Source organism: Luteimonas sp. R10, from assembly GCF_045689605.1.
GTDB lineage: Bacteria > Pseudomonadota > Gammaproteobacteria > Xanthomonadales > Xanthomonadaceae > Luteimonas.
In genome coordinates this window covers 4,031,287-4,057,477 of record NZ_CP141262.1, presented here as the reverse complement: position 1 = coordinate 4,057,477, position 26,191 = coordinate 4,031,287, and the positions used below count along the sequence as shown (strand labels likewise).

Genomic DNA, 26,191 nt, shown 5'->3' with positions numbered 1-26,191 from the left:
CTCCTCTCAGCCGTCCCAGCCGGGCAGCTTCTTCTTCACCGCGACGTTCTTCAGCGTGACGTAGGCGGGCACGCCGTCGCGGCCATAGGGCGGATAGGCCTCGCCGCGGATCAGCGGCTCCAGGTAGCGGCGCGCCGAGGCGGTGATGCCGAAGCCGTCCTTGCGCAGGAACCCGGCCGGCATCTTTTTCTCGTGGTTGGCCACCTTGGCCAGCGGCGCACCCTCGATCTTCCAGCGATAGGGCTGGTCCGACGTGCGCCGGATCACCGGCATCGTCGCGTTGCGCCCGGCCAGGGCGAACTGCACGGCGGCCTTGCCGACCGCCTGCGCCTGCAGCAGGTCGGTCTGCGAGGCGATGTGGCGCGCCGAGCGTTGCAGGTAGTCCGGCAGCGTCCAGTGCACCTTGAAGCCGAGCGCGTCCTTGACCTTCGCGGCCAGCGTCGAGGCCACGCCGCCGAGCTGGGTATGGCCGAACGAGTCCTTGCCGCCGCCGGCGTCGGCGACGAAGCGGCCGTCGGCGGTCTGGATGCCTTCGCTGGCGACCACGACGCAGAAACCGAGCCGGTCGACCACCTTCTTCACCTGGGCCAGGAAGGCCTGCTCGTCGTAGGCGCGCTCCGGGAACAGGATGATGTGCGGCGCGTCGTCGGGTCCCTGGCCGGCCAGGCCCGCGGCCGCGGCCAGCCAGCCGGCATGGCGCCCCATCGCCTCGTAGACGAACACCTTGGTCGAGGTGTCGGCCATCGCCGCGACGTCGAGCGCGGCCTCGCGCACCGAGACCGCCGTGTACTTGGCCGCCGAGCCGAAGCCCGGACAGCAGTCGGTCACGGCGAGATCGTTGTCGATCGTCTTCGGCACGCCGATGCAGGTCAGCGGGTAATCGAACTCGGCCGCCAGCTGCGAGACCTTGAGCGCGGTGTCGGCGGAGTCGTTGCCTCCGTTGTAGAGGAACCAGCGCACGTCGTGCGCGCGCAGCACCTCGAGCAGGCGCTCGTACCTGGCGCGGTCCTCGGTCAGGGACTTGAGCTTGTAGCGGCAGGAACCGAAGGCGCCGCCCGGCGTGTGCGCCAGGCCGCGGATGGCCGACGGGCTCTCCTTGGACGTGTCGATCAGCTCCTCGCGCAGGGCGCCGAGGATGCCGTTGCGGGCGGCCAGCACCTTGATCTTGCGGGCGCGGGCCTCGGCGATGACGCCGGAAGCGGTGGCGTTGATGACGGCGGTGACGCCGCCGGACTGGGCGTAGAGCAGGGTTCCGGAAGGCATGGCGGACTCGCGTTGACGGGGCGGATGCCGGGGAAACGGCGTGGATACGGTAAGCTGGCGCCAGCGAGGGCGCGCCCCGGGCAGTGTAACGCCACCGGCGGCGACCCGAATTCCTGTTGGTCTGGAGCGATCGATGCGACTGGTTCTTCTTGGTGCACCCGGTTCGGGCAAGGGCACGCAGGCGGCGCGGCTGAAGGACGCGTTGAAGGTGCCGCACATCTCCACCGGCGACCTGCTGCGCGCCGAAGTCGCCGCCGGTTCGCCGCTGGGGCTGCAGGCGAAGGAAGTGATGGCGCGCGGCGACCTGGTTTCCGACGAGATCCTGCTCGGCATGCTGGAGGAGCGCTTCTCCCGCGACGACACCCGCGGCGGCTTCATCCTCGACGGCTACCCGCGCAACCTGGCCCAGGCGGCCGCGCTGGACGCGCTGCTGCAGCGCCTCGGGCAGCCGTTCGACGCCGCGGTGCAGCTCGAGGTCGACAACGAACTGCTGATCGAGCGCCTGGCCGGCCGCGCCGAGGCCGAGGGCCGTGCCGACGACCGGCCCGAGTCGGTGCGCAAGCGGCTGCAGGTCTACGACCAGCAGACCGCGCCGGTGATCGAGTTCTACCGCGAACACGGCCAGCTGACGGTGGTCGACGGCGTCGGCACGCTCGACGAGGTGTTCGACCGCATCCTCGCGGCGACCGCGCCGGCGGCGACCCCCGCCGGTTGAGCCTTGCCGAATCCGTGGCTGCGATGGCTCTGCCTGCGCGGATCGTTGCAGGCGCTGCCGCCCGCATGGCCGCCGGCCCTGGCGCTGTGGGCCGCGGCGCTGGCGATGATGCTGGCGGTCGAGCTGGCGGCGCCGGGACCGCCGCGCGGCGGCCTGCTCGCCGCGCCGCTCGAGGCGATGGCCGAGATCGCGCTGTGCTGGCTGCTGCTGCGGGTGTTCCGGCGCCGCGCGCTGCTGCTGCCGGCGCTGCAGGCCTTGGCGATGGCGGCTGCGGTGCGCACGGCGGTGATGGCGCCGCTGCCGTGGCTGGCGGCGCTGCCGCCGCCCGAGCCCGCCACGGCCGGCCGGATGCTGCTCGCCGTCGTCTGCGTGCTGGTGCTGCAGCTGGCGGCGTCGGTCTGGCTGCTGCGTTACTGGTTCCGGCTGTGGCGGCAGGCGCTGGCGACGTCGCGGACGACGGCCGCGGCGGTCATGGGCGGGATGGCGGCGGTGCTGGTGCTGTTGAACCTGGGGCTGGCGTGGTGAATTTATCGAGCGTGCCCGGTGCGGGGGAGCGTTGCCGTCGTACGGGAGCCGCTCCGTTCATCGAGCGCGCGACATCTGGAACCGAGGCGTCATGAAGATCCACATCCTGGGAATCGCCGGCACCTTCATGGGCGGCGTGGCGGCGCTGGCGCGCGAGCTCGGGCACACGGTCGAGGGCAGCGACCAGGCGGTGTATCCGCCGATGTCCACCCAGCTCGAGTCGCTCGGCATCGGGCTGCGACAGGGGTACCGGCCCGAGCACATCGCCGCCGATTGCGACGAGGTCGTCGTCGGCAACGCGCTCTCGCGCGGCAACGCGGCCGTGGAGCACGTGCTCGACGCCGGGTTGCGCTACACCTCCGGCGCGCAGTGGCTGGCCGAGCAGGTATTGCCCGGCCGCGAGACCGTCGCCGTGGCCGGTACCCACGGCAAGACCACCACCAGCACGATCCTCGCCTACCTGCTGCAGGCCGCCGGTCGCGAGCCGGGCTTCCTGATCGGCGGGGTCGCCGAGGACTTCGGCGTGTCGGCGCGCATCGGCGCCGGCAAGGCCTTCGTGGTGGAGGCCGACGAGTACGACACCGCCTTCTTCGACAAGCGCAGCAAGTTCGTGCACTACCGGCCGGCGGTGGCGATCCTCAACAATCTCGAGTTCGACCACGCCGACATCTTTCCCGACGTGGCCGCGATCCAGCGCCAGTTCCACCACTTCGTGCGCACCGTGCCAGGCCGCGGCCGTCTGATCGTCAACGGCGAGGACCCGCGCCTGGCCGAGGTGCTGGCGATGGGCTGCTGGACGCCGGTCGAGCGCTTCGGCCTGGACGGCGACTTCGACTGGAGCGCGCGCCTGCTGGAGGCCGACGGCAGCGCCTTCGCGCTGCTGCGGGCGGGGCGCGAGCTCGGCACCGTGCGCTGGCCGCTGCTCGGGCGCCACAACGTGATGAATGCGCTCGCGGCGCTGGCCGCCTGCGCGGCGCTGGAGGTGGACGTGGCCGGCGCGATTCCCGCCCTGGCAGCGTTCCGCAGCGTCAAGCGGCGCATGGAGCAGTTGGGGGAGATCGGTGGCGTGACCGTCTACGACGATTTCGCCCACCATCCGACCGCCATCGCCGCCACGCTGTCCGGCTTGCGGGCGAAGGTCGGTGCGGCGCGGATCGTGGTGGCGATGGAGCCGCGCAGCAATTCCATGCGGCTCGGCGCGCATGCCGACGCGCTGGCGCCGTCGCTGGCCGATGCCGACGCGGTGGTGTTCCTGCATCGGCCGGAACTCGCCTGGGACGCCGCCAACGCGGTCGATGCGGTCCGCGGTCATGCGCGTGCGGTGCCGGACGTGGCGAGCCTGGTCGCGACGCTGTGCGATTTCCTGCGCGACGGCGACCATGTCGTGTTCATGTCCAACGGCGGCTTCGACGACGCACCGCGGCGGTTGCTGGCGGCGCTTGGAGCGCGAATCAGAGATGAGAGCGGGGAACCGGGGAATCGGGGATGAGGCTGTCCTACGCATCGTCATTCCCGCGAAGGCGGGAATCCAAGGACGTTGATTTTTGATGGCTGACGTCCATGGATTCCCGCCTTCGCGGGAATGACGGCAATGGGCGTTGCGCTTGTCCCGATTCCCGATTCGCGTTCCCCCCGGTGTTCATCCGGGCCGATCCGTGGCACAACAGACGCATGGACGATCCAGGACCTTCGCTGGGGTTGTTCCCGCTGCACACCGTGCTGGTTCCGGGTGCGGCGCTCGGCCTGCGCGTGTTCGAGCCGCGCTATCTCGATCTGTTGCGCGACTGCGGCCGTAGCGGCGACACGTTCGGCGTCTGCCTGATCCTGGAGGGCGCCGAAGCGGGGGCGCCGGCGACGCCCGCGGCCTACGGCACCGAAGCGTTGGTCGAGGACTTCGACCGCGACCCCGATGGCGTGCTAGCGCTGCGGGTGCGTGGTGCCCGTCGCTTTCACGTGCGCCGCACGCGGGTGCGCGACAACGGCCTGGTGGTGGCCGGCATCGACTGGCTCGACGACGACCCCGAGGAGCCGCTGCAGCCGCAGCACGCGCTGCTGGGCGAGTTGCTGCAGCGGATCCTGGAGCAGGTCGGTACCGGTATCGCCGCGATTCCAAAGCCGCGCTTCGACGACGCCGCCTGGGTCGGCTGGCGCCTGGCGGAGTTGTTGCCGCTCAGCGACGCCCAGCGCCAGGGCCTGCTGCAGGAGGCCGATCCGCATCTTCGGCTGCAGCAACTGCTGGAGTTCGTGTCGCAGGAATGACCGCTGCGCCGGCGGCCGCATCGACCCGCACCCGCAGCACCGGCAGGCCGGAATGCGGGTGCAGCCCGACGCGGGCGTCGAGTCCGTCGACATCGGCGCGCAACCGCAGCCACGCTTCGCGCGCATCGGCCTGCGGCTGCCACAGGCCGAACACGCCGAGCGGCCGCGTGTACTGCAGCGTCTGCACCGAACCGACCCACAACGGCAGCCCGCCGGAGAGCACGGCCGGCGCGCGCCACAGCCGCAGCACCTGGATCCGGCCCGGGGAGACCCGCCGGCGCAGCAGCAGCGTCTCGGCCTCGGTGTCCAGCGTTGCCGGCAGTACCACCTGTTGCGCCGGCGCGGCGTCGTCGTCGAGCAGGCCGAGCGCGGCGGTCCAGTCCGCCTGCGCCTGCGCATGCCAGCCGCGCGTCTCCAGGTGCGCCTGCAGCGGCGGCAGCGGCCCGGCGACCTGCACGTCCAGCGGCCAGCGCTGCTCGCTGTCGCGTTCGTTGCGCCGCGACGGCAGTTGCCGCCAGCCGTCCTGCCACCACTCCTCCGGCGCCATCGCCAGGGTTGGCAGCGGCGGTACGAAACTCGACAGCAGCGGGTCCGCGGCCCGTGGCGCGTGCCAGAGCGCGGCCGCCGCGAAGCTGCCGTAGAAGACCAAGGCGAGCGGCCGCATCCAGAACGAGCGCGCCACGTGGCGTCGGTAGGCGATGCCCAGCGCCAGCAGCCAGACGATGCCCAGCAGCATGCCGCCGACCACGTCGCTCAGCCAGTGCGCGCCGAGATAGATGCGGGCGAACCCGAGCAGCGCCACCACCGCTCCCGACACCAGGTACGGCCACACCCGCGAGCGGCCCGGCAGCTCGCGCGCGATCAGCACCGCGAAGAAGCCCAGCGTGATCGTCGACATCGTCACCGACATCGAGGGAAAGCCGAAACCGCTGTGCGCGATCGGCGGTTGCGGCATGTCGATCACGCTCTCCAGCACGGTGGTCAGTACCAGCCCGAAGGCGAGCGCCGCCAGCCAGTGCGCCGCCGCGATCCAGCGCCGCCGCCACAGCAGCCACAGCATCGCGAGGCTGGCCGCGGGGACCAGCACCGTCGCATCGCCGATCGACGCCAGCCCGGCGAGCAGGCGGTCGGCCAGCGGATTGCGCAGCGTCATCATGAATTCGTAGACGTTGCGGTCGAGCATCAGCGGCTCGCCGCGCATCAGCACCGTGGTCAGCAGCGCGAACCAGGCCCAGCCGATCGCCAGCAGGCAGGCCGCAAGGATCGCCAGCGACGGCGACTCCGGCCGGTTGGGATCGATCAACGCGGCGGCGTAGCGGCCGAGCCGTGGATGCGCGCGGGTCCACTTCAGCGCCCGGACCAGCAGGGCGCTGGCGTGGCCGTCGAACCAGCGCCAGGTGTAGAGCACGCTGGCCCAGGCCAGCGCCAGCACCGCCAGCATCGCGCCGAGCACCAGCGCCAGGCGGTCGGCGACCGCGGCCACCGCGTCGTAGGAGGCGCCGAACAGCCAGCCCGGGGCCAGGAACGCGGCCGACCAGGTCGCCGCCGCGAACAGGCTGACCGGCAGGTAGCGCTTGAGCGGCATGCGCAGCATGCCGGCGATCGCCGGCACGAACGGCCGGACCGCGCCGACGTAGCGTGCGATCAGGATGCTCTTGGTGCCGTGGCGGCGGAACAGCGTCTCGCCGCGCTCGAGCAGCTGCGGATAGTGCCGGAAGGGCCAGTGCTCGTGCATCTGCGGGCCCCAGCGGCGGCCGACCCAGAAGCTCACGGCATCGCCGGCGAAGGCGCCGGCGGCGGCGCAGGCGATGGCGTAGGGGCCATCGATATGGCCCAGCCCGATCAGCGTGCCCACCGCGAACAGCAGCGGCAGCGCCGGCACCGCGATGCCGATCACCACCAGCGAATCGAGGAACGCGATCAGGAAGATCAGGCCGCCCGCGGCGACCGGGTGCGCGCTGATCCAGGCGAGGAGACTGTCGGACCAGGCGTCGCTCATCGCGCAATTATGGCAGCAGGCGGTGGCGCGGCGCGCCGTCGTTGGACCATCGTTGCAGACCGCTCAGCTGCGCTGCGCCGTTCGCCGCGGACGCCGCTTCCCGCCGCAGCCCCTACAATCCGCGGATGCCACGCGACGACGCCATCGAGATCCAGGCCCTCAAGGCCGACAGCTTCGGCCGCATCGCGTTGATGCGCGATGCCCACGGCATGTTCGTGCGCCGCGACCTGGCGCACGTGCCGCTGTGGCTGCGGTTGCCGGCGTGGTGGCTGGCGCGACGCGAGGCGCGGGCGCTGCTGCGCATCGACGGCATGCCGGCGACGCCACGGCTGCTGGGTTGGGACGGCCGCCGCCTCGACCGCAGCTACATGGCGGGCGCGGCGATGTACCAGCGGCCGCCGCGCGGCGACCTGCGGTACTTCCGCCGTGCGCGCCGGCTGCTGCAGGGCCTGCACCGTCGCGGACTGGCGCACAACGACCTGGCCAAGGAGGCCAACTGGCTGGTGCAGGAGGACGGCAGCCCCGGGATCATCGATTTCCAGCTCGCCACCGTGGGCGATCCGCGCTCGCGTTGGATGCGCCTGCTGGCGCGGGAGGACCTGCGCCATCTGCTCAAGCACAAGCGCATGTACTGCCGCGAGTCGCTCACCCCGGTGGAGCGGCGCCTGCTCAAGCGCCATTCCTGGCTGCGCGACGCCTGGTTCCGCACCGGCAAGCCGGTGTACCGCTTCGTCACCCGTCGCATCCTCAAGTGGGAGGACAACGAGGGCCAGGGGCCGAAGCCTTGAGGGCCGGGATTGGGGATTCGTGATTGGGGATTCGCAAGAGCGGGAGCCAGGGTGCGCTAGCATTTGACGAATCACGAATCACGAATCACGAATCACGAATCACGAATCACGGGGACCGCCATGTCCAGCCTTTCCGGCAAGACCCTCTTCATCACCGGAGCCTCGCGCGGCATCGGCCTGGCGATCGCGTTGCGCGCCGCCCGCGACGGCGCCAACGTGGCGATCGCCGCCAAGTCCGAGGTGCCGAACCCGAAGCTGCCCGGCACCATCCATACCGCCGCCCAGGCAGTGGCCGACGCCGGCGGCCAGGCGCTCGCCCTCAAGTGCGACATCCGCGAGGAGGGCCAGGTGCGGGCCGCGGTGGCGGAGACGGCCGACGCCTTCGGCGGCATCGACATCCTGGTCAACAATGCCAGCGCGATCTGGCTGCGCGGCACGCTCGACACGCCTATGAAGCGCTTCGACCTGATGCAGCAGGTCAACGTCCGCGGCAGCTTCCTGTGTGCGCAGGCCTGCCTGCCGCACCTGCTCGAGGCCGACAACCCGCACATCCTGACCCTGGCGCCGCCGCCCTCGCTCGACCCGAAATGGTGGGCGCCGCATACCGGCTACACCCTGGCCAAGATGGGCATGAGCTTCGTCACCATCGGCCTGGCCGGCGAGTTCGGCCCGCGCGGCGTGGCCGTCAATGCGTTGTGGCCGCGCACCCTGATCGCCACCGACGCGCTCAACATGATCCCCGGCGTGGAGCGCGGCAACGGCCGCGACCCGGCGATCATGGCGGATGCCGCGCACGCGATCCTCACGCGCCCCGCGCAGGGCTTCAGCGGCCGCTTCCTGATCGATGACGAGGTCCTGCGCGAGGCCGGCGTCGAGGATCTCGACCGCTACGCCGCCGATCCGTCGCAGCCGCTGCTGCCGGACCTGTTCCTGGACTGAACGCGCGTCGAGAGCACTCGGACGCCTGTGCGCGCCGTCGTTCAGCCCCTCGCTGGCGGCAGCGCTCCGCCGCAGCGCCGGCAGTGCGCCGCGTCGCGGGTGTGGCCCTCCAGGCCGCATTGCGGGCAGCCGCGGGCATCGCGGCCATGCGCTTCGCCCTCCACCTCGCGCAGGTTGTTGATCAACTCGGCGGTGTAGATGCCGGTCGGCACCGCGATGATGCTGTAGCCGATCAGCACCAGCACCGAGGTGATCAGGCGCCCGGTCGGGGTGACCGGCACGATGTCGCCGAAGCCGACGGTGGCGACGGTGATGATCGCCCAGTACATGCTCAGCGGGATGTTGTCGAAACCGTTGTCCGGGCCCTCGATCACGTACATCACCGCGCCGGCGATCACCACGATCGTGAGCACCCCGAAGATGAACACGAAGATCTTGCGGCGGCTGCGCCACAGCGCGCGCAGCAGCACGCCGCTCTCCTCGACGTAGCGGGTCAGCTTGAGGATCCGGAACAGGCGCAGGATGCGCAGGATCCGCACCACCAGCAGGCTCTGGCTGCCGGGGACCAGCAGCGAGATGTAGGTCGGCAGGATCGACAGCAGGTCGATCAGGCCCCAGACGCTCAGCGCGTAGCGCAGCGGCCGCCGTACCACCAGCAGCCGCAGCACGTACTCGACGGTGAACAGTCCGGTGAAGACCCACTCGAGCCCGTACAGCAGCCGTGCATGGCGCAGGTGGATGGACGCGACGCTGTCCAGCATCACCGCCAGCACGCTGGCGAGGATCGCGACCACCAGCAGCAGGTCGAAATTCCGCGAGATCGGCGTGTCGTGCCGGTAGATGGTGTCGAACCAGGTGCGGCGCCAGCCGGTGTCGCTGGCGGGTTCGAGTTGCGGGGCGATCCTGGGGCGCATGGGTTCCTCCTGCCGCAAGTGTGCCGCAGATGCGGCGATCGGCGAGAATGCGGCGCCTCCACCAGGTTTCGACGCGATGCCGCACACTGCCGATCCAACCTTGTCGCTGGCGGGCTACTACCTGCCGGTCTATCGTCCCCGCGCGCTGGTGCTCGAGCGCGGCCAGGGCGCGCGCCTGTGGGACAGCCAGGGCCGCGGTTACCTCGACTTCGCCGCCGGCATCGCCGTGTGCGGGCTCGGCCACAACGATCCCGACCTGGTCGCGGCGCTGATCGCGCAGGCCGGCCGCCTCTGGCATACCAGCAACGTGTTCTACAGCGAACCGCCGCTGCGCCTGGCCGAGGAACTGGCGCGCGGCTCGCGATTCGCCGAGCGGGTGTTCCTGTGCAACTCTGGTGCGGAGGCGAACGAGGCGGCGATCAAGCTGGTGCGCAAGTGGGCGGCGGCCCAGGGGCGCGGGCCGGAACGGCGCGTGATCGTGAGTTTCCGCGGCTCGTTCCATGGCCGCACGCTGGCGGCCGTCACCGCCACCGCACAGCCGAAGTACCAGGCCGGCTACGAGCCGCTGCCGGGCGGCTTCCGCCACGTCGACTTCAACGACATCGCGCAGCTGGAGGCGGCGATGGCCGGGGGCGACGTCGCCGCGGTGCTGGTCGAACCGGTGCAGGGCGAGGGCGGGGTGATGCCGGCCGCTCCGGGGTTCCTGCAGGGTGCGCGCGCGCTGTGCGACCGCCACGACGCGCTGCTGGTGCTCGACGAGATCCAGTGCGGCATGGGCCGCACCGGCACCCTGTTCGCGCACTGGCAGGATGCGGTGACGCCGGACATCGTCACCCTGGCCAAGGCGCTCGGCGGCGGCTTCCCGATCGGCGCGCTACTGGCTGGGCCGAAGGCCGCCGAAGTCATGCAGTTCGGCGACCACGGCACCACCTTCGGCGGCAATCCGCTGGCCGCGGCGGTGGCGCGGGTGGCGCTGCGCAAGCTGGCCTCGGCGGAGATCGCCGCCAATGTCGCCCACCAGGAGCAGGCGCTGCGCGACGGCCTGGCGGCGATCGACGACGAGCTGGGCCTGTTCGCGCAAACGCGCGGCCGCGGGCTGATGCTCGGCGCGGTGTTGCGGCCCGAATACGCCGGCCGTGCCGGCGAGATCCTCGACCGCGCCGCGGAACACGGCCTGTTGCTGTTGCAGGCCGGCCCCGACGTGCTGCGCTTCGTGCCGCCGCTCAACATCACCGATGCCGAACTCGCCGATGGCCTGGCGCGCCTGCGGAGCGCGCTGCGCGCACTGCCGCGCTGATCCGGCGGCCGGCGCCGCGGCCCGGAAAGCCGTGTGGGAGCGACGAAAGCCGTGACCCCGCGGATCGAACGGTCGGCACAGCGTGCCCGGAACCCGTGTGGGAGCGACGGAAGTCGCGACTCCGTCAAGCCGGAATGGAAGGTGGCTTGCCCGACTCGGGTGACGTCCAGTCGCCGCACCCGCAGGTGTCGACGGAATCGCCGCCTCCCCGCAGCGTGGCTCACCGCCTCGAATCCAAACCGCTTTTGGCTCCTCGTCGCAGCTAGATCGCGGCAAGCCCCCGGCCCAAGTCGTCGACCAGGTCCTCGACGTGCTCCAGCCCGACCGACAGCCGCAGCAGCCCGGGCGGCGAGACCGGGCGCTCGCCCTCGACCGACGCACGGTGTTCGATCAGCGACTCGCAGCCGCCGAGCGAGGTGGCGTTGGCGAACAGCCGCAGTGCGCCCGCCAGGGCCAGCGCGGCGTCGCGCCCGCCGCGCAGTTCGATGCTGAGCATGCCGCCGAAGTCGCGCATCTGCCGCGCGGCGACCGCGTGGCCGGGGTGGGTCGCCAGCCCCGGGTAGTGCACGTGCTCGACCTGCGGTTGCGCGGCCAGGAACTCCGCCACCCGGCGGGCATTGGCGCAGTGCATCGCCATCCGCGCCGGCAGCGAGCGGCAGCCGCGCAACGTGAGCCAGGCGCTGAACGGCGCCAGCGTGGCGCCGGTGATGTGCAGGCGATGGGCGACGCGCTCGGACAGGGCGTCCGTGCGCGCGAACGCCAACGCGCCGCCGAGCACGTCGCTGTGGCCGCCGAAGTACTTGGTGGTCGAGTGCATGACGATGTCGGCACCGAGCGCCAGCGGCTGCTGCAGCACCGGCGAGGCGAAGGTGTTGTCGCAGACGAGCAGCGCATCGTGCCCGCGGGCGATCGCCGCCAGCGCGGCGATGTCGCTGACCGCCAACAGCGGGTTGGACGGGGTCTCGGCCCAGATCAGTGCGATGCCGCCGGTGCAGGCTTCGCGGACCGCCGCCAGGTCGGTCATGTCGACGGTGACCGCCTCGATCCCGCGCTCGGGCAGGAACTCCGCCGCCAGGATCCGCAGGCCGGTGTAGCAGTCCTGCGGCACCAGGATGCGCGTGCCGCCGTCCAGCGATTCCAGCAGCGCGGCGATCGCCGCCATGCCGGAGGCGAAGGTCAGCGCCGTCTCGGCGCCTTCCAGTGCGGCGATCGCGGCGCGCAGGCGATCGTTGGTCGGGTCGCCCTCGCGCTGGTATTCGTAGCCGCCCAGGCGTTCGCCGGCGGGTCCGTGGCGGAAGGTGGTGGCGAAGTGGATCGGCGGTGCCAGCGCGCCGGTGGCGGCATCGGCTTCGCCGCCGGCGTGGATGGCGAGGGTCTCCAAGCGCATGGGGCGGGTCCGGTCCGGCGGCCGCGGGTCGCGGCCGTACCCCGGAAACGTAGCCGATCCTGGCGGTGTGCGCGCGGACGCTCGGCGCATTTTGTTGCCCCGAGTGCCGGCCGTGCCGTCATCCCGCGCAGGCGGAAGCGCTTTACAACAGCGAAGCTGGCCAAGCGCTCTACAACAGCCCGAAGGACGGGGCATCCATGGAGCTTTGCGATCTCAGCAAAGTCCTTGGGCTCCCGCCTGCGCAGGAGAGACGAGGACAACGATGCCTTGTCGACATTCGACGCGAGAATGCGCTACAGGGCGAAGCCGTGACCACGCAGCGCGTCCGCGAGCGCTTCGCGATCGGGCACGCATTCGGCGAGCAGGCCCTCGGCGCGTGCGCCGGCCACGTTCGCCGGCTTGTCGTCGAGGAACAGCGTGTCGCCGGCGGCCACGCCGAAATGCGCCAGCGCCTGCCGGAAGATCCCGGGGTCGGGCTTGCGCACGCACAGTGCGCCCGAGCACAGCACCCGGCCCTCCAGTCCCGGGAACAGCGGCGGCAGCAGCGTCCGCGCGGCCTCTGTCAGCAGCACGCCGTTGTTGGTCAGCACGCCGATTTGCGCCTGGGTCGCGACCGCCTGTACCCAGGCGAGCACGGCCGGATCGACCCGGCTGCCGGCGACCCGAGCGGCGATCCACATGGCCTCGTCGACCGGCACGCCGAGGCCTTCGCCGAGCCTTTCGAGATAGATCGCGGTATCGATGTCGCCGCCGTCGTATTCGTTCTCCAGGCCGGAGTCGAACAGCACCTCGGCGACCAGGCGATCGCCGACGCCGCAGCTGCGCGCCAGGTGCGCGATCCGCGCCTCGTGCGCATAGCGGGCCAGGACGTCGTCGAAGTCGAACAGCACCAGCGCCGGCCGCGCCGCGCCGCTCATCCTGCGACGATCGCGAAGGCCTCGCGCGCGGCCGCGACCGTCGCCGCGATCGCCGCCTCGTCATGCGCCGAGGAAATGAAGCCGGCCTCGAATGCGGACGGCGCCAGGAACACGCCGCGTTCGAGCATGGCGTGGAAGAAGCGCTTGAACGCCGCGCCGTCGCAGGCCACCGCCTGCGCATAGGTGTCGATGCTGGCCGCCTCGGTGAAGAACAGCCCGAACATCGCGCCGACGCGATTGGTCGTGAACGGCACGCCGGCGGCGCGCGCGGCCGACTCCAGCCCGTCGCAGAGCGCATGCGTCGCCGCTTCCAGCCGGGCATGGAAGCCAGGGGCTTGCACCAGCTCCAGCATCGCCAGCCCCGCCGCCATCGCCACCGGATTGCCGCTGAGCGTGCCGGCCTGGTAGATCGGCCCGGCCGGCGAGACCTGCTCCATCAGCTCGCGGCGGCCGCCGTAGGCGCCGACCGGCATGCCGCCGCCGATGATCTTGCCGAAGGTGGTCAGGTCCGGTGCGACCCCGTAACGTGCCTGGGCGCCGCCCAGCGCCACCCGGAACCCGGTCATCACCTCGTCGAAGATCAGCAGCGCGCCGTGCCGGCTGCACAGTTCGCGCAGGTGTTGCAGGTAACCGTCGCGCGGCGGCAGGCAGTTGGCGTTGCCGACCACCGGCTCGATGATCAGCCCCGCGATGTCGTCGCCGGCCTCGTCGAACAGGGCCGTCGCGGCCTCGAAATCGTTGTACGGCAGGGTGAGGGTGAGGTCCGCCAGCGCCTTCGGCACGCCGGGCGAATCCGGCACGCCGAAGGTCAGCGCGCCGCTGCCGGCCTTGACCAGGAACGAATCGCCATGGCCGTGGTAGCAGCCTTCGAACTTGACGATGCGGGCGCGGCCGGTGGCGCCGCGTGCCAGGCGGATCGCCGACAGTGTCGCCTCGGTGCCGGAATTGACCATGCGCACCATCTCGCAGGACGGCACCAGCCGGGTGATGGTCTCGGCCATCGCCACCTCGGCCGCGCAGGGCGCGCCGAACGACAGCCCGTCGCCGATCGCGCGCTCGACCGCCGCCCGCACCCGCGGGTGGTTGTGGCCGGCGATCATCGGCCCCCACGAGCCGACGTAGTCGATATAGCGGTTGCCGTCGACGTCGAACAGGTACGCGCCGTCCGCGCGTTCGACGAAGAACGGTTCGCCGCCGATCGACCTGAACGCGCGCACCGGGGAATTGACGCCGCCGGGCAGCAGCGTGCGGGCGCGGGCGAAGAGGGCGTGCGAGCGATCGTGGTTCATGCGTTGTCCGAAGGTGCAGGGAATGGGGGACGGCCGCGACCGAAGGCCGGACCGGCTGGAACGCTCAGCGCGGCGCGAAACAGCGCCGCAGGGCCCGCGCCGCCGCCGCCGGGTCGGGCGCGTCGAACACCGCGCCGATCACCGCGACCAGGTCGGCGCCGGCCGCGACCAGGGTGCCGGCATTGTCCGGGGTGATGCCGCCGATCGCCACCCGCGGCACGCCCAGCGCCGCGGCCGCGCGCAGCAGCGCCGGCGTTGCGTGCCGCGTCACGGCCTTGCTGCGGGTCGGGAAGAACGCACCGAAGGCCACATAGCTGGCACCGGCGGCCGCGGCGCGCCCGGCCCGTGCCGCATCGTCGTAGCAGGACACGCCGACGATGGCCTCCGCGCCGAGCAGTGCGCGCGCGGCCGCCGCATCGCCGTCGCCCTCGCCCAGGTGCACGCCAGCGGCGCCGACGGCGCGGGCCAGGCCGGGATCGTCGTTGACGATCAGCGGAACGCCGGCTTCGGCGCACAGCTCGCGCAGCGCCGCGGCCTGCGTGCGCCGTAGCCCCGGGTCGGCGGTCTTGTTGCGGTACTGCAGCCAGGTCGCGCTCCGCAGTACCGGCCGCACGCGCCGCAACAGGCGCTCCGTGTCCGGCTCGTCCGGGGTGATCAGGTACAGCCCGCGCGGTGCCGGGGTGGGGCGTTCATTCATGCAGTCGGTTCCGAAACGCGGCGTGCGGTGGGACAATCAGGAGTCGAATCCGCGCCACAGCCCGCATTATCCGATGAACGAGACCGCCACGCAGACCACCTACCGCACCTGGATGTGTGTCGTCTGCGGTTTCATCTACGACGAGGCCGCCGGACTGCCCGAGGAGGGCATCGCGCCGGGGACGCGCTGGGAAGACGTGCCCGAGGACTGGACCTGCCCCGATTGCGGCGTCACCAAGGACGATTTCGAGATGATGCCGCTGTAGAGCGGGGCTCGCTCCGCTGCGCCCGGCGTTCCCGGCTTGTAGAGCGGAGCTCGCTCCGCTGCACCGCCCGGCGCCGCGCAGTTCAATTCAGCCGGGCGGGATCCCCGCTGGCCTCTATCAGCGATTCGCGCACGCTCCGCGCGTCCGGTGCGTCCGGCGCCAGCAGCAGGTAGCGCCCGAGATCCCGCCGCGCGCCGTGCCGGTGCTCCAGCTTCAGGTAACCCAGGCCGCGGTCGCGCAGGGCCTCGGGGTCGTCCGGCAGCAGCTTGAGCACGCGGTCGGCGCAGCGCACCGCACGCGGCCAGTCGCCGCACTCGGCGTAGACGCCATGCAGGTTGCGCAGCATGCGGCCGAGGATCGCGCGATGCGAGGCCGGGTGCAGGATCTGCTGCAGCACCTGGTCGTCGAGGGCATTGCCGCCCACGTGCGGTCGCGCGCGCTCGCGCAGTTCATCGACGTCCAACGGCCGCCCGCGGTTGAACGGATCCATCACCAGCAGCCCGTCGTCCACGGGCAGCCGTACCAGGAAGTGCCCGGGGAACGACACGCCGTCCAGCGGCATGCCCAGGCGCCGGGCGACCTCCATCTGCACCACTGCGAGCGAGATCGGGATCCCGAGGCGGCGCTCGAACACCTGGTTCAGGTAGCTGTTGCGCGGGTCGTAGTACTCGTCGTGGTTGCCGGTGTAGCCCAGTTCATCGAACAGGTACTGGTTGATCGCGAGCATCTTCAGCGGCCACAGCGCGATCGACTCGAGCTTCGGCTGCAGATGCGCGACGTGCTGCTGCACGAGCACGTCATAGTGCCGGGGGTCCAGCTCCGGATACTCGTCGCGGGCGATCAGCAGGGCGGTGCCGAGCAGCGGAATCGATGCGTCATCGAGCGCGGCCAGTCGGTCCCAGTCCGGCAGCGGTGAAGGGTTCCGTTCCATGCCGCCAGCCTGCGCTGCGGGTCCGCGATCCGCAACCCGGGCAGTGCCGGCGGTCAGCGTGCAGCAGGAATGCCCGGGCCGAGGCGCAGCTCGACGCCTTCGCGAAGCTCCAGGCGGGCCGCCTCGCCCGCATTCAGCTCCAGTACGTAGCGCGCCGGCGTCCGGCTCGGATAGGAGGGGCAGCCGATGCCGCTCGTGCAGGGCGGCACGTCGCGCTGCTGCGACACCAGGCGCAGGCCGTTGTCGAAGTAGAGGATGTCGAGCGGGATCCGCGTGTTCTTCATCCAGTAGGCCTGGGGCGCCTCGCGGTCGTGGATGAACAGCATTCCGGTGCCGGCGGTCAGCACGTCGCGGAACATCAGTCCGCGGGCGCGTTCCTCGTCGGTATCGGCGATCTCCACCGCATAGCGTTCACCGGCCAGTTCGACCCAGGTTTCGCCGGCGCTGGCGCAGGCGTTGGCCAGCAACAGCAGGCAGACGAGCGGGAGACAACGCAGCAAGCGCATGGACGCACCAGAAGGCGAAAAAGGGGGCCGTGCCGCACCATCGGCCAGCCGGGAGGGCTCCGTCAAGCGAAGCGTGAAAAATTCATTCGACCCCCTTCCCAAGACGCGGCGACGCGTGCACAATGCGCGCCCCGCCACGGAGCGTCGGCAGTGCCGACCGGCCAGGCGGGGCGGAGAAAAAAGACCCTCGCGAGGTGTTGACGTTCTCCGAAACCGCGCTAGAATGTGCGGCTCCCTCGGAGGGAAGGCCTGCGGGCCGGAATGAAGAGGGAAGCGCTGAACCAACCCCGATTCAGGTGTTGACGAAAGCGAAAGCCGCGCTACAATGTGCGGCTCACCTCGGCAGAAGCCGAGGGTTGCGGAAGGCGGCGCTGAGGCCGGTTCCGGAAGTTCTTTGACAGTGTGCGCAGGTGACTTGTGCGGGCGTCTGGCGGGTGGATGACCATCCAACTTGCAGACGTTCGTAACAGAGCAACAAGTCAATTCAAATGCATGCAAATGCAAGCGAGTAATTGGGGCTCAGGAGCGACGACTGCACTCAAGCAATTGACCGAGTCCTTCGGGACGAAGTCGCAAAACTTAAGTGAAGAGTTTGATCCTGGCTCAGAGTGAACGCTGGCGGCAGGCCTAACACATGCAAGTCGAACGGCAGCGCGGAGGAGCTTGCTCCTCTGGCGGCGAGTGGCGAACGGGTGAGTAATACATCGGAATCTGCCCAGTCGTGGGGGATAACTTGGGGAAACCCAAGCTAATACCGCATACGACCTTCGGGTGAAAGCAGGGGATCTTCGGACCTTGCGCGATTGGATGAGCCGATGTCGGATTAGCTAGTTGGCGGGGTAAAGGCCCACCAAGGCGACGATCCGTAGCTGGTCTGAGAGGATGATCAGCCACACTGGAACTGAGACACGGTCCAGACTCCTACGGGAGGCAGCAGTGGGGAATATTGGACAATGGGCGCAAGCCTGATCCAGCCATGCCGCGTGGGTGAAGAAGGCCTTCGGGTTGTAAAGCCCTTTTGTTGGGAAAGAAAAGCAATCGGTTAATACCCGGTTGTTCTGACGGTACCCAAAGAATAAGCACCGGCTAACTTCGTGCCAGCAGCCGCGGTAATACGAAGGGTGCAAGCGTTACTCGGAATTACTGGGCGTAAAGCGTGCGTAGGTGGTTCGTTAAGTCTGATGTGAAAGCCCTGGGCTCAACCTGGGAATTGCATTGGATACTGGCGGGCTAGAGTACGGTAGAGGGTGGCGGAATTCCCGGTGTAGCAGTGAAATGCGTAGAGATCGGGAGGAACATCCGTGGCGAAGGCGGCCACCTGGACCAGTACTGACACTGAGGCACGAAAGCGTGGGGAGCAAACAGGATTAGATACCCTGGTAGTCCACGCCCTAAACGATGCGAACTGGATGTTGGGTGCAACTAGGCACTCAGTATCGAAGCTAACGCGTTAAGTTCGCCGCCTGGGGAGTACGGTCGCAAGACTGAAACTCAAAGGAATTGACGGGGGCCCGCACAAGCGGTGGAGTATGTGGTTTAATTCGATGCAACGCGAAGAACCTTACCTGGCCTTGACATGTCCGGAACCCCTGAGAGATCGGGGGGTGCCTTCGGGAACCGGAACACAGGTGCTGCATGGCTGTCGTCAGCTCGTGTCGTGAGATGTTGGGTTAAGTCCCGCAACGAGCGCAACCCTTGTCCTTAGTTGCCAGCACGTAATGGTGGGAACTCTAAGGAGACCGCCGGTGACAAACCGGAGGAAGGTGGGGATGACGTCAAGTCATCATGGCCCTTACGGCCAGGGCTACACACGTACTACAATGGGAAGGACAGAGGGCTGCAAACCCGCGAGGGCAAGCCAATCCCAGAAACCTTCTCTCAGTCCGGATCGGAGTCTGCAACTCGACTCCGTGAAGTCGGAATCGCTAGTAATCGCAGATCAGCATTGCTGCGGTGAATACGTTCCCGGGCCTTGTACACACCGCCCGTCACACCATGGGAGTTTGTTGCACCAGAAGCAGGTAGCCTAACCGCAAGGAGGGCGCTTGCCACGGTGTGGCCGATGACTGGGGTGAAGTCGTAACAAGGTAGCCGTATCGGAAGGTGCGGCTGGATCACCTCCTTTAGAGAACCGGACGGCATCGCCTGTCCAGGCGTCCGCACAAGTGACCTGCATCCAGTAGTTCCCGGCAAGCATGCCTCGGCATGTTCGTCGAGGGGGCGTCCCTCTTGGGGCCATAGCTCAGCTGGGAGAGCACCTGCTTTGCAAGCAGGGGGTCGTCGGTTCGATCCCGACTGGCTCCACCACGCTCCACCAGTCATGCGGATCCCTCGCGAGATCGCGGTCGTCACCGACCGGACTTGAGGGAAATGCATCTTCGGGTCTGTAGCTCAGGTGGTTAGAGCGCACCCCTGATAAGGGTGAGGTCGGTGGTTCGAGTCCTCCCAGACCCACCATCGAGATACTGGATGAACCTGCACACACACAAGAATTGAATCGCGGCGGCGCTGAAGCCGACGCGTGATCTTTGAAAATTGGGATGTAGCGAAGCGTTTGAGACGAATGTCCAGACGTGTCGTAGAGGCTAAGGCGAGACGTCGAGAGACGTCTTTATTGAAGTTGTAGTTCGTTGTGTTCGCGACGAATCTATGACCCCGAGGCGACTTGGGGTTATATGGTCAAGCGAATAAGCGCACACGGTGGATGCCTTGGCGGTCAGAGGCGATGAAGGACGTGGCAGCCTGCGAAAAGTGTCGGGGAGCTGGCAACAAGCTTTGATCCGGCAATGTCCGAATGGGGAAACCCACCTCGCAAGAGGTATCGTGCAGTGAATACATAGCTGTACGAGGCGAACGCGGTGAACTGAAATATCTAAGTAACCGTAGGAAAAGAAATCAACCGAGATTCCCTAAGTAGCGACGAGCGAACGGGGAGCAGCCCAAAAGTCGATTTGGTTCTAGCAAAACAGTCTGGAAAGACTGGCCATAGAAGGTGATAGCCCTGTATGCGAAAGGGCCATTTCGATGAAAAGTGAGTAGGGCGGGGCACGTGAAACCCTGTCTGAACATGGGGGGACCATCCTCCAAGGCTAAATACTCCTGACCGACCGATAGTGAACCAGTACCGTGAGGGAAAGGCGAAAAGAACCCCGGCGAGGGGAGTGAAATAGACCCTGAAACCGTGTGCGTACAAGCAGTAGGAGCTCTTCGGAGTGACTGCGTACCTTTTGTATAATGGGTCAGCGACTTACTGTTCGTGGCAAGCTTAACCGTATAGGGGAGGCGAAGGGAAACCGAGTCTGATAAGGGCGCATAGTCGCGGGCAGTAGACCCGAAACCGGGTGATCTAGTCATGCCCAGGGTGAAGGTTGAGTAACATCAACTGGAGGCCCGAACCCACTCCCGTTGCAAAGGTAGGGGATGAGGTGTGATTAGGAGTGAAAAGCTAATCGAACCCGGAGATAGCTGGTTCTCCTCGAAAGCTATTTAGGTAGCGCCTCATGTGAATCTTCCTGGGGGTAGAGCACTGTTATGGCTAGGGGGTCATCGTGACTTACCAAACCATGGCAAACTCCGAATACCAGGACAGACTGCATGGGAGACACACGGCGGGTGCTAACGTCCGTCGTGAAAAGGGAAACAACCCAGACCCACAGCTAAGGTCCCCAATTTATCGCTAAGTGGGAAACGATGTGGAAAGGCACAGACAGCCAGGAGGTTGGCTTAGAAGCAGCCACCCTTTAAAGAAAGCGTAATAGCTCACTGGTCGAGTCGGTCTGCGCGGAAGATTTAACGGGGCTAAGCGATAAACCGAAGCTTGGGGTGCACAAACTCGTTTGTGCGCGGTAGAGGAGCGTTCCGTAAGCCTGCGAAGGTGGATCGAGAGGTCCGCTGGAGGTATCGGAAGTGCGAATGCTGACATGAGTAACGATAATGCGGGTGAAAAGCCCGCACGCCGAAAGCCTAAGGTTTCCTTGCGCAACGTTAATCGGCGCAGGGTGAGTCGGCCCCTAAGGCGAGGCAGAAATGCGTAGTCGATGGGAAGCTGGTTAATATTCCAGCACCTCGCATAAGTGCGATGGGGGGACGGAGAAGGGTAGGTGTACCGGGCGTTGGTTGTCCCGGGGAAAGGAGGTAGGTTTGGGACTTAGGCAAATCCGGGTCCCTTCAAGACCGAGCACCGAGACGAGTCCTATTGGACGAAGTCACTGATCCCACGCTTCCAGGAAAAGCCCCTAAGCTTCAGCTTATGCAGACCGTACCGTAAACCGACACAGGTGGGCAGGATGAGAATTCTCAGGCGCTTGAGAGAACTCGGGTGAAGGAACTAGGCAACATAGCACCGTAACTTCGGGAGAAGGTGCGCCCTTGGTCGTGGCCCATGCGGGCTATAGCGATCGGGGGCCGCAGTGACCAGGCCGCTGCGACTGTTTATCAAAAACACAGGACTCTGCAAACACGAAAGTGGACGTATAGGGTCTGACGCCTGCCCGGTGCCGGAAGGTTAATTGATGGGGTCAGCCGCAAGGCGAAGCTCTTGATCGAAGCCCCGGTAAACGGCGGCCGTAACTATAACGGTCCTAAGGTAGCGAAATTCCTTGTCGGGTAAGTTCCGACCTGCACGAATGGCGTAACGATGGCGGCGCTGTCTCCACCCGAGACTCAGTGAAATTGAAATCGCTGTGAAGATGCAGCGTTCCCGTGGCAAGACGGAAAGACCCCGTGAACCTTTACTATAGCTTTACACTGAACGTTGAGTTCGTCTGTGTAGGATAGGTGGGAGGCTTTGAAGCGCCGGCGCTAGCTGGCGTGGAGCCAACCTTGAAATACCACCCTGTCGTGCTTGACGTTCTAACCTGGGCCCGTAATCCGGGTCGGGGACCGTGTATGGTGGGTAGTTTGACTGGGGCGGTCTCCTCCCAAAGAGTAACGGAGGAGCACGAAGGTACGCTCAGCGCGGTCGGACATCGCGCACTGTGTGCAAAGGCATAAGCGTGCTTGACTGCAAGATCGACGGATCAAGCAGGTACGAAAGTAGGTCTTAGTGATCCGGTGGTTCTGTATGGAAGGGCCATCGCTCAACGGATAAAAGGTACTCCGGGGATAACAGGCTGATACCGCCCAAGAGTTCATATCGACGGCGGTGTTTGGCACCTCGATGTCGGCTCATCACATCCTGGGGCTGTAGTCGGTCCCAAGGGTATGGCTGTTCGCCATTTAAAGTGGTACGCGAGCTGGGTTCAGAACGTCGTGAGACAGTTCGGTCCCTATCTGCCATGGGCGTTGGAGATTTGAGAGGGGCTGCTCCTAGTACGAGAGGACCGGAGTGGACGAACCCCTGGTGTTCCGGTTGTCACGCCAGTGGCACTGCCGGGTAGCTACGTTCGGAAACGATAACCGCTGAAAGCATCTAAGCGGGAAGCGTGCCTCAAGATGAGATCTCCCGGGAGCTTGACTCCCCTGAAGGAACCATCAAGACCAGGTGGTTGATAGGCTGGGTGTGTAAGCACAGCAATGTGTTGAGCTAACCAGTACTAATGATCCGTGCGGCTTGACCATATAACCTCAAGTGGCCTTGGACTCGACGACGCGTCGACGTTCGAAGCAAACCTCGCTACGTCCCAACCCAATGAGAGCGTGAGCGCGATCATTCCCGATGAAATCGGGGATGGACCGCGACCCTCCACCCTCTCCCTGGTGACAATAGCTGCGTGGAACCACCCGATCCCATTCCGAACTCGGAAGTGAAACGCGCACGCGCCGATGGTAGTGTGCATCTAGCATGCGAGAGTAGGTCATCGCCAGGGTCTTTACCCAAAAACCCCGCAGCAAAGCTGCGGGGTTTTTCTTTTGCCTCGCGGGACGGACGGCCATGCACCCTGGCAGGCGTTGTCCGCCGCCGGCCCGACTCGGCCGTCAGCGTTCGTTCCGCCGCCTGATGTGTCGAAGCGCCTACAGGACCAGTGGCGGCTCGCCGCCGACGATGACGACGTCGGCCGGGCGGCGGGCGAACAGGCCGACGCCGACCACGCCGGGGATCTGGTTGAGTTCCCGCTCCATCGCCACCGGATCGGTGATCGACAGGCCGTGCACGTCCAGGATCCAGTTGCCGTTGTCGGTGACGGCGCCTTCGCGCCAGACCGGCTGTCCGCCGGTCGTCGCGAGAATCGCGCGTGCCGCCAGGCTGCGCGCCATCGGAATCACTTCGATCGGAAGCGGGAACCGGCCGAGTACCGGCACCTGCTTGGCCGGGTCGACGATGCAGACGAAGCGCTCGCTGGCCTCGGCGATGATCTTCTCGCGGGTGAGCGCGGCACCGCCGCCCTTGATCAGGCGCTTGTGCGGATCGCATTCGTCCGCGCCGTCCACGTACAGCGGCAACGGACCGACCGCGTTCAGGTCCAGGATCTCGATGCCATGGCCACGCAGTCGTTCGGTGCTCTGCTCGGAGCTGGAGACGGCACCGCCGATGCGGTCGCGCATTCCGGCCAGGGCATCGATGAAGTAGGCGACCGTCGAGCCGGTGCCGATGCCGACGATCATGCCGTCCTCGACGTAGTCGATGGCCTTTTCGCCGGCCAGGCGCTTGCTTGCGGACATGCGGGTTCCTGTTATTCGAGCGCGAGCAGGTACTTCCACTGCGCGGCGGTGACCGGCAGCACCGACAACCGCGAACCCTTGCGGATCAGCGCGAAATCCTCGCCCAGCCGGTCGGCATGGGTGCGGATCTCGTCCAGCGGGATCGGCCTGCCGAGCTTGCGGACGAAGCCGACGTCGACCAGGAACCAGCGCGGCTCCTCGTGCGAGGCCTTCGCGTCGAAGTACTTGGACTTCTTCTTGAACTGGGTGGGGTCCGGATAAGGCCCGCTGGCGACCTCGGCGATGCCGTAGATGCCGGGAACCTCGGTATTTGAGTGGTAGAACAGCACGCCGTCGCCGACCTGCATGCTGTCGCGCATGAAGTTGCGGGCCTGGTAGTTGCGTACGCCGGTCCAGGGTTCGGTGCCGACGCGTTCGAGGTCGTCGATGGAGAAGTCGTTCGGTTCGGACTTCATCAACCAGTAGCGTTTGCGGGTCGTCATGCGTGGGGAGCGATCAGGAGGGTTTCGGTTTCGCTGCAGACCGCGTCCAGAGGGACGTCCCAGGGCGCGGCCGGTAGTGCATCGACGCGCTGTGCAGAGAAGGCGGCGCCGACCAGCCAAGGCGGCGCGGACCGCTCGCGGCGGAAAGCGAAGCTGCGATCGTACCAGCCGGCGCCCATGCCGAGCCGGTTGCCGGCGGAGTCGAACCCGACCAGGGGCACGACCGCAAGCGCCAACGCGTCGGCCTCGAGCAACGAGGACGGGCTGGTGTCGGGCTCGGGGATGCCGTATCGATTCGTAACCAGCGGGTCACCGGGCCGCCAGGGCGCGAAGCGCAGCAATCCATCGTCACCGAGGGCCGGCAAGCAGTAGACGACGCCCTTCGGCAGCCGGAGCTGCCAGACGTGCAGCGCGATCTCGCTGTCCATCGCCCAGTAGCCGGCGACGTAGCCTCGCTCCGGCATCCCGGCGAACGCCTGGAGCCGGCCCGCGACGGCCTCGGCGGCGGCGATGCGCGCCGCCGCGGGGATCGCGCGGCGGCGCTCGCGCAGTTCGCGGCGCAGCGCCGCGCGGTCGTCGGTCATCGGGTCGGAGGCGGAACGGGCATGTCCGGATTGTGCGGCCCACGGCCGCATCGGAAAACCCCCGGGTGCGGAAGAAGCCGCACCGGGAGAAGACGGCCTGTGCAGGCTGCCGCACGGCTCCCGTCGAAAAAGAACGTCCTCCGCCATGGCGATGCACGCGAAACGACCTTGAACCCGGGGTTCAAGTGGGGACGTTTGGCTTCCATCGGGCTTCCCGCTGCGAGGCGGACCTGCACGCCCGGAAGTCGTCGCGCCCCCGAGGTCGTCATTAAGGGACAAGGCGAATGTTTGCGCGCGCCGTCGAACACGGCAGAGGACGCACGAACAGTATAGCCCCGATGCCGATGTTGCGAAGTCCATTCATCGGCAGGAGAGGAGACGAACGGACCCCGGTTGCGGTGGCGTTCAAGTGCAATGGAAGCCGAGCCGTCGCCGGCGGCTGAACTGCGGCCCTGGCGGTATATCGGTTCGCCGCGGGTCAGCCGGCCGGTTCGGTCGCCGGCAGTGCGCCGTCGAGCTTGCGCTGCAACTCGTCGAGCAGCCGCGAGAGTTCGCGTTCGCGCTGATCGCTCTCGTTGCGCAGCTGTTGCAGTTCGTGCGCGAGATTGAGGGCCGCGAGAACCGCGACGCGATCGACCGCGGCCATGCGGTTGGCGCCGCGCACCTCGCGCATCCGCGTGTCGAGCAGCTTGGCGGCCTGCATCAATGCCTCGCGCTCGTCGGGGCCGACGCCGACGGTGTACTCCCGGTCCAGGACCCGAATGCTGACCGGTTCGCCGGCGGCGCTCACGTGTGCTGCTCCAGCGACTTGAGGCGAGCGATCATCGCCTCCACCCGCGAGCGTGCCTGCTCGTTCTTGGCCAGCAACTGGGAGCGGTCGTTGGCCAGTTGCCCATGCTGCTGGCGCAGGCTGCGGTTCTCCTCGTGCAGCCGCCGGTTGCGTTCGACCAGATCGTCGATGCGCGCGACAACGGCGCGAAGCTGGGCGATCGGATCGGGATTGTCCATGACGGCACGATAGGCAGGCCGCAGAGGGTGGTCAAGACGTGGCGTCCCGGAGCCGGGCGCCGATCGCAGACGGGATCGGCGACCGCGGATGGTTTCCGGAAGCCGATCCGGATCCGGCGGTCGAGGCCGCCGACCCGGGGCTCCTGGTGGCGACGCGGCGATGGGAGGGCATGGGCGAAGCGGCGACTCGGCGCGCGTTGTTACACTGGGCTCCCACACGATCCGAGCGACCGCCGTGTCCGAAGCGCTGCCTTCCCCGCGCGATGTGCAGAACGCCTGCCGTACGGCCGGGCTGGGCGCCAGCGCCGCGGAGTTGCACGGCGGGCTGTGCGGCTGGCTGGCCGGTGGCGGCGCCGACGGCCCGGACTGGCTGCGGCGGGTGCTGGTCGACGACAGCCTGCCGGCGCCCCCGGACGAGCCCCTGGAGCAGCTTCGCCGGGCCAGCGTGGCGCAACTCGAGGATCGCAGCTTCGGGTTCGAGTTGCTGCTGCCTGGCGCCGAAGCGACGCTGTACGAGCGCAGCGGCGCCCTGTTCGACTGGTGCCGCGGTTTCCTCGGCGGCTTCGGCCTGGCGGCGGGCCGGGCGCCCTCGCTGTCGGAGGAGGGGAGGGAGGCGCTGGCGGACCTGGCGAAGCTGGCGGCGGCCAGCCCGCAGGACGGTGGCGACCAGGAGGAAGAGGCGGCGCTGGCCGAACTCGAGGAGTTCGTGCGCATCGCCGCGCTGCTGCTGCATGGCGACTGCGCCCTCGGCCCGCGCCATCGCCAGCGGCTGAACTAGCGTTCCGGCCGCTGCGTGCAGCCGTCTGCCGGCATCCGGTCCGGCCAT

General features: G+C 67.8%; 23 protein-coding genes, 2 tRNA genes, 3 rRNA genes and 1 other RNA gene. 14 read left to right on the top strand and 15 right to left on the bottom strand.

Features of this window, described 5'->3' with window-relative positions; all coding sequences use genetic code 11:
- Positions 1-6: 6 nt before the first annotated feature.
- Positions 7-1,263: a 6-phosphofructokinase gene (locus tag U3649_RS17720; RefSeq protein WP_407352605.1), complete on the bottom strand. Its 1,257-nt coding sequence runs from the start codon at positions 1,261-1,263 to the stop codon at positions 7-9.
- A 133-nt stretch (positions 1,264-1,396) separates the two neighbouring features.
- Between U3649_RS17720 and U3649_RS17715 the strand changes: the two genes are divergently transcribed.
- The 4 genes from U3649_RS17715 (at position 1,397) to U3649_RS17700 (ending at position 4,762) form a co-directional block, all read left to right on the top strand.
- The gene (locus U3649_RS17715) at positions 1,397-1,978 is read left to right on the top strand and encodes an adenylate kinase (protein ID WP_407352604.1); all 582 of its coding nucleotides are present in this window, start codon (positions 1,397-1,399) and stop codon (positions 1,976-1,978) included.
- 3 nt (positions 1,979-1,981) lie between these two features.
- A complete protein-coding gene (locus U3649_RS17710; protein WP_407352603.1) occupies positions 1,982-2,503 on the top strand; it encodes a hypothetical protein in 522 nt (173 codons plus the stop codon).
- 91 nt (positions 2,504-2,594) lie between these two features.
- Positions 2,595-3,992 carry a UDP-N-acetylmuramate:L-alanyl-gamma-D-glutamyl-meso-diaminopimelate ligase gene (gene mpl / locus U3649_RS17705; protein WP_407352602.1) on the top strand — a complete coding sequence of 466 codons (1,398 nt, stop codon included), beginning with the start codon at positions 2,595-2,597 and terminating at the stop codon, positions 3,990-3,992.
- A 182-nt stretch (positions 3,993-4,174) separates the two neighbouring features.
- Positions 4,175-4,762 carry an LON peptidase substrate-binding domain-containing protein gene (locus tag U3649_RS17700; protein WP_407352601.1) on the top strand — a complete coding sequence of 196 codons (588 nt, stop codon included), beginning with the start codon at positions 4,175-4,177 and terminating at the stop codon, positions 4,760-4,762.
- On the opposite strand, the gene U3649_RS17695 is transcribed toward U3649_RS17700, so the two are convergent.
- A complete protein-coding gene (locus U3649_RS17695) occupies positions 4,674-6,761 on the bottom strand; it encodes a VTT domain-containing protein (protein ID WP_407352600.1) in 2,088 nt (695 codons plus the stop codon). The genes U3649_RS17700 and U3649_RS17695 overlap by 89 nt on opposite strands.
- A 125-nt stretch (positions 6,762-6,886) precedes the next feature.
- Here U3649_RS17695 and U3649_RS17690 point away from each other — a divergent pair, with 125 nt between their 5' ends.
- Positions 6,887-7,549, top strand: a complete 663-nt coding sequence (locus U3649_RS17690) for a phosphotransferase (protein ID WP_407352599.1) — start codon at positions 6,887-6,889, stop codon at positions 7,547-7,549.
- Between the two features lie 120 nt (positions 7,550-7,669).
- Positions 7,670-8,488, top strand: coding sequence for an SDR family oxidoreductase (locus U3649_RS17685; protein WP_407352598.1), 819 nt, complete (start codon positions 7,670-7,672; stop codon positions 8,486-8,488).
- A 41-nt stretch (positions 8,489-8,529) separates the two neighbouring features.
- Here the strand turns inward: U3649_RS17685 and U3649_RS17680 are convergent, their stop codons facing one another.
- Positions 8,530-9,402: an ion transporter gene (locus U3649_RS17680; RefSeq protein WP_407352597.1), complete on the bottom strand. Its 873-nt coding sequence runs from the start codon at positions 9,400-9,402 to the stop codon at positions 8,530-8,532.
- A gap of 76 nt (positions 9,403-9,478) precedes the next feature.
- On the opposite strand from U3649_RS17680, the gene U3649_RS17675 reads away from it, so the two are divergent.
- Positions 9,479-10,699 carry an acetylornithine transaminase gene (locus U3649_RS17675; protein ID WP_407352596.1) on the top strand — a complete coding sequence of 407 codons (1,221 nt, stop codon included), beginning with the start codon at positions 9,479-9,481 and terminating at the stop codon, positions 10,697-10,699.
- A 262-nt stretch (positions 10,700-10,961) separates the two neighbouring features.
- Here the strand turns inward: U3649_RS17675 and U3649_RS17670 are convergent, their stop codons facing one another.
- The 4 genes from U3649_RS17670 to thiE form a co-directional block, all read right to left on the bottom strand.
- Positions 10,962-12,086 (bottom strand): trans-sulfuration enzyme family protein, encoded by a 1,125-nt coding sequence (locus U3649_RS17670; protein WP_407352595.1) that lies wholly within the window; start codon positions 12,084-12,086, stop codon positions 10,962-10,964.
- 293 nt (positions 12,087-12,379) lie between these two features.
- Entirely contained in the window at positions 12,380-13,003 is a 624-nt protein-coding gene (locus tag U3649_RS17665) for an HAD-IA family hydrolase (RefSeq protein ID WP_407352594.1), read from the bottom strand.
- Entirely contained in the window at positions 13,000-14,292 is a 1,293-nt protein-coding gene (gene hemL / locus U3649_RS17660; protein WP_407352593.1) for a glutamate-1-semialdehyde 2,1-aminomutase, read from the bottom strand. The genes U3649_RS17665 and hemL overlap by 4 nt, the downstream gene beginning before the upstream one ends.
- A 64-nt stretch (positions 14,293-14,356) precedes the next feature.
- Complete coding sequence (thiE, locus tag U3649_RS17655) at positions 14,357-14,989, bottom strand: thiamine phosphate synthase (protein ID WP_407352592.1); 633 nt, start codon at positions 14,987-14,989, stop codon at positions 14,357-14,359.
- Positions 14,990-15,011: 22 nt separating this feature from the next.
- On the opposite strand from thiE, the gene U3649_RS17650 reads away from it, so the two are divergent.
- Positions 15,012-15,254 carry a rubredoxin gene (locus U3649_RS17650; RefSeq protein WP_407352591.1) on the top strand — a complete coding sequence of 81 codons (243 nt, stop codon included), beginning with the start codon at positions 15,012-15,014 and terminating at the stop codon, positions 15,252-15,254.
- An 82-nt stretch (positions 15,255-15,336) separates the two neighbouring features.
- Here U3649_RS17650 and U3649_RS17645 read toward each other — a convergent pair whose 3' ends face one another.
- A complete protein-coding gene (locus U3649_RS17645) occupies positions 15,337-16,185 on the bottom strand; it encodes a SirB1 family protein (RefSeq protein WP_407352590.1) in 849 nt (282 codons plus the stop codon).
- Positions 16,186-16,238: 53 nt separating this feature from the next.
- The gene (locus U3649_RS17640) at positions 16,239-16,691 is read right to left on the bottom strand and encodes a DUF192 domain-containing protein (RefSeq protein WP_407352589.1); all 453 of its coding nucleotides are present in this window, start codon (positions 16,689-16,691) and stop codon (positions 16,239-16,241) included.
- Between the two features lie 580 nt (positions 16,692-17,271).
- Between U3649_RS17640 and U3649_RS17635 the strand changes: the two genes are divergently transcribed.
- The 5 genes from U3649_RS17635 to rrf all read left to right on the top strand — a co-directional run bounded on the left by U3649_RS17635 (position 17,272) and on the right by rrf (position 22,498).
- Positions 17,272-18,816, top strand: a 16S ribosomal RNA gene (locus U3649_RS17635).
- Positions 18,817-18,922: 106 nt separating this feature from the next.
- Positions 18,923-18,998, top strand: a tRNA-Ala gene (locus tag U3649_RS17630).
- Between the two features lie 73 nt (positions 18,999-19,071).
- A tRNA-Ile gene (locus U3649_RS17625) sits at positions 19,072-19,148 on the top strand.
- A gap of 220 nt (positions 19,149-19,368) precedes the next feature.
- Positions 19,369-22,250: ribosomal RNA gene (locus U3649_RS17620) — 23S ribosomal RNA — on the top strand.
- A gap of 134 nt (positions 22,251-22,384) precedes the next feature.
- Positions 22,385-22,498, top strand: a 5S ribosomal RNA gene (rrf, locus tag U3649_RS17615).
- Together the 16S, 23S and 5S rRNA genes with 2 tRNA genes alongside form the textbook arrangement of a ribosomal RNA operon.
- 145 nt (positions 22,499-22,643) lie before the next feature.
- Here rrf and rpiA read toward each other — a convergent pair.
- From rpiA to U3649_RS17585, 6 genes are all read right to left on the bottom strand, one after another.
- Complete coding sequence (gene rpiA, locus U3649_RS17610; RefSeq protein ID WP_407352588.1) at positions 22,644-23,291, bottom strand: ribose-5-phosphate isomerase RpiA; 648 nt, start codon at positions 23,289-23,291, stop codon at positions 22,644-22,646.
- An 11-nt stretch (positions 23,292-23,302) separates the two neighbouring features.
- On the bottom strand, positions 23,303-23,773 hold the full coding sequence (locus tag U3649_RS17605; RefSeq protein ID WP_407352587.1) for an EVE domain-containing protein: 471 nt from the start codon (positions 23,771-23,773) through the stop codon (positions 23,303-23,305).
- Complete coding sequence (locus U3649_RS17600) at positions 23,770-24,357, bottom strand: 5-formyltetrahydrofolate cyclo-ligase (protein WP_407352586.1); 588 nt, start codon at positions 24,355-24,357, stop codon at positions 23,770-23,772. Before U3649_RS17600 ends, U3649_RS17605 begins: the two co-directional genes overlap by 4 nt.
- Before the next feature lie 133 nt (positions 24,358-24,490).
- Positions 24,491-24,676, bottom strand: a non-coding RNA gene (gene ssrS / locus U3649_RS17595) — 6S RNA.
- A 159-nt stretch (positions 24,677-24,835) separates the two neighbouring features.
- Entirely contained in the window at positions 24,836-25,147 is a 312-nt protein-coding gene (locus U3649_RS17590; RefSeq protein WP_407352585.1) for a cell division protein ZapA, read from the bottom strand.
- Entirely contained in the window at positions 25,144-25,365 is a 222-nt protein-coding gene (locus U3649_RS17585; protein WP_407352584.1) for a TIGR02449 family protein, read from the bottom strand. The genes U3649_RS17590 and U3649_RS17585 overlap by 4 nt, the downstream gene beginning before the upstream one ends.
- 235 nt (positions 25,366-25,600) lie before the next feature.
- Here U3649_RS17585 and U3649_RS17580 point away from each other — a divergent pair, with 235 nt between their 5' ends.
- The gene (locus U3649_RS17580; protein ID WP_407352583.1) at positions 25,601-26,143 is read left to right on the top strand and encodes a UPF0149 family protein; all 543 of its coding nucleotides are present in this window, start codon (positions 25,601-25,603) and stop codon (positions 26,141-26,143) included.
- Positions 26,144-26,191 lie beyond the last annotated feature (48 nt).

Excerpts from the sequence above, each read along its gene's own strand:
- U3649_RS17720 (WP_407352605.1), bottom strand. The coding sequence starts at position 1,263 with ATGCCTTCCGGAACCCTGCTCTACGCCCAGTCCGGCGGCGTCACCGCC.
- U3649_RS17715 (WP_407352604.1), top strand. The coding sequence starts at position 1,397 with ATGCGACTGGTTCTTCTTGGTGCACCCGGTTCGGGCAAGGGCACGCAG.
- mpl (WP_407352602.1), top strand. The coding sequence starts at position 2,595 with ATGAAGATCCACATCCTGGGAATCGCCGGCACCTTCATGGGCGGCGTG.
- U3649_RS17700 (WP_407352601.1), top strand. The coding sequence starts at position 4,175 with ATGGACGATCCAGGACCTTCGCTGGGGTTGTTCCCGCTGCACACCGTG.
- U3649_RS17695 (WP_407352600.1), bottom strand. The coding sequence starts at position 6,761 with ATGAGCGACGCCTGGTCCGACAGTCTCCTCGCCTGGATCAGCGCGCAC.
- U3649_RS17690 (WP_407352599.1), top strand. The coding sequence starts at position 6,887 with ATGCCACGCGACGACGCCATCGAGATCCAGGCCCTCAAGGCCGACAGC.
- U3649_RS17685 (WP_407352598.1), top strand. The coding sequence starts at position 7,670 with ATGTCCAGCCTTTCCGGCAAGACCCTCTTCATCACCGGAGCCTCGCGC.
- U3649_RS17680 (WP_407352597.1), bottom strand. The coding sequence starts at position 9,402 with ATGCGCCCCAGGATCGCCCCGCAACTCGAACCCGCCAGCGACACCGGC.
- U3649_RS17675 (WP_407352596.1), top strand. The coding sequence starts at position 9,479 with ATGCCGCACACTGCCGATCCAACCTTGTCGCTGGCGGGCTACTACCTG.
- U3649_RS17670 (WP_407352595.1), bottom strand. The coding sequence starts at position 12,086 with ATGCGCTTGGAGACCCTCGCCATCCACGCCGGCGGCGAAGCCGATGCC.
- U3649_RS17665 (WP_407352594.1), bottom strand. The coding sequence starts at position 13,003 with ATGAGCGGCGCGGCGCGGCCGGCGCTGGTGCTGTTCGACTTCGACGAC.
- hemL (WP_407352593.1), bottom strand. The coding sequence starts at position 14,292 with ATGAACCACGATCGCTCGCACGCCCTCTTCGCCCGCGCCCGCACGCTG.
- thiE (WP_407352592.1), bottom strand. The coding sequence starts at position 14,989 with ATGAATGAACGCCCCACCCCGGCACCGCGCGGGCTGTACCTGATCACC.
- U3649_RS17645 (WP_407352590.1), bottom strand. The coding sequence starts at position 16,185 with ATGGAACGGAACCCTTCACCGCTGCCGGACTGGGACCGACTGGCCGCG.
- U3649_RS17640 (WP_407352589.1), bottom strand. The coding sequence starts at position 16,691 with ATGCGCTTGCTGCGTTGTCTCCCGCTCGTCTGCCTGCTGTTGCTGGCC.
- rpiA (WP_407352588.1), bottom strand. The coding sequence starts at position 23,291 with ATGTCCGCAAGCAAGCGCCTGGCCGGCGAAAAGGCCATCGACTACGTC.
- U3649_RS17605 (WP_407352587.1), bottom strand. The coding sequence starts at position 23,773 with ATGACGACCCGCAAACGCTACTGGTTGATGAAGTCCGAACCGAACGAC.
- U3649_RS17600 (WP_407352586.1), bottom strand. The coding sequence starts at position 24,357 with ATGACCGACGACCGCGCGGCGCTGCGCCGCGAACTGCGCGAGCGCCGC.
- U3649_RS17585 (WP_407352584.1), bottom strand. The coding sequence starts at position 25,365 with ATGGACAATCCCGATCCGATCGCCCAGCTTCGCGCCGTTGTCGCGCGC.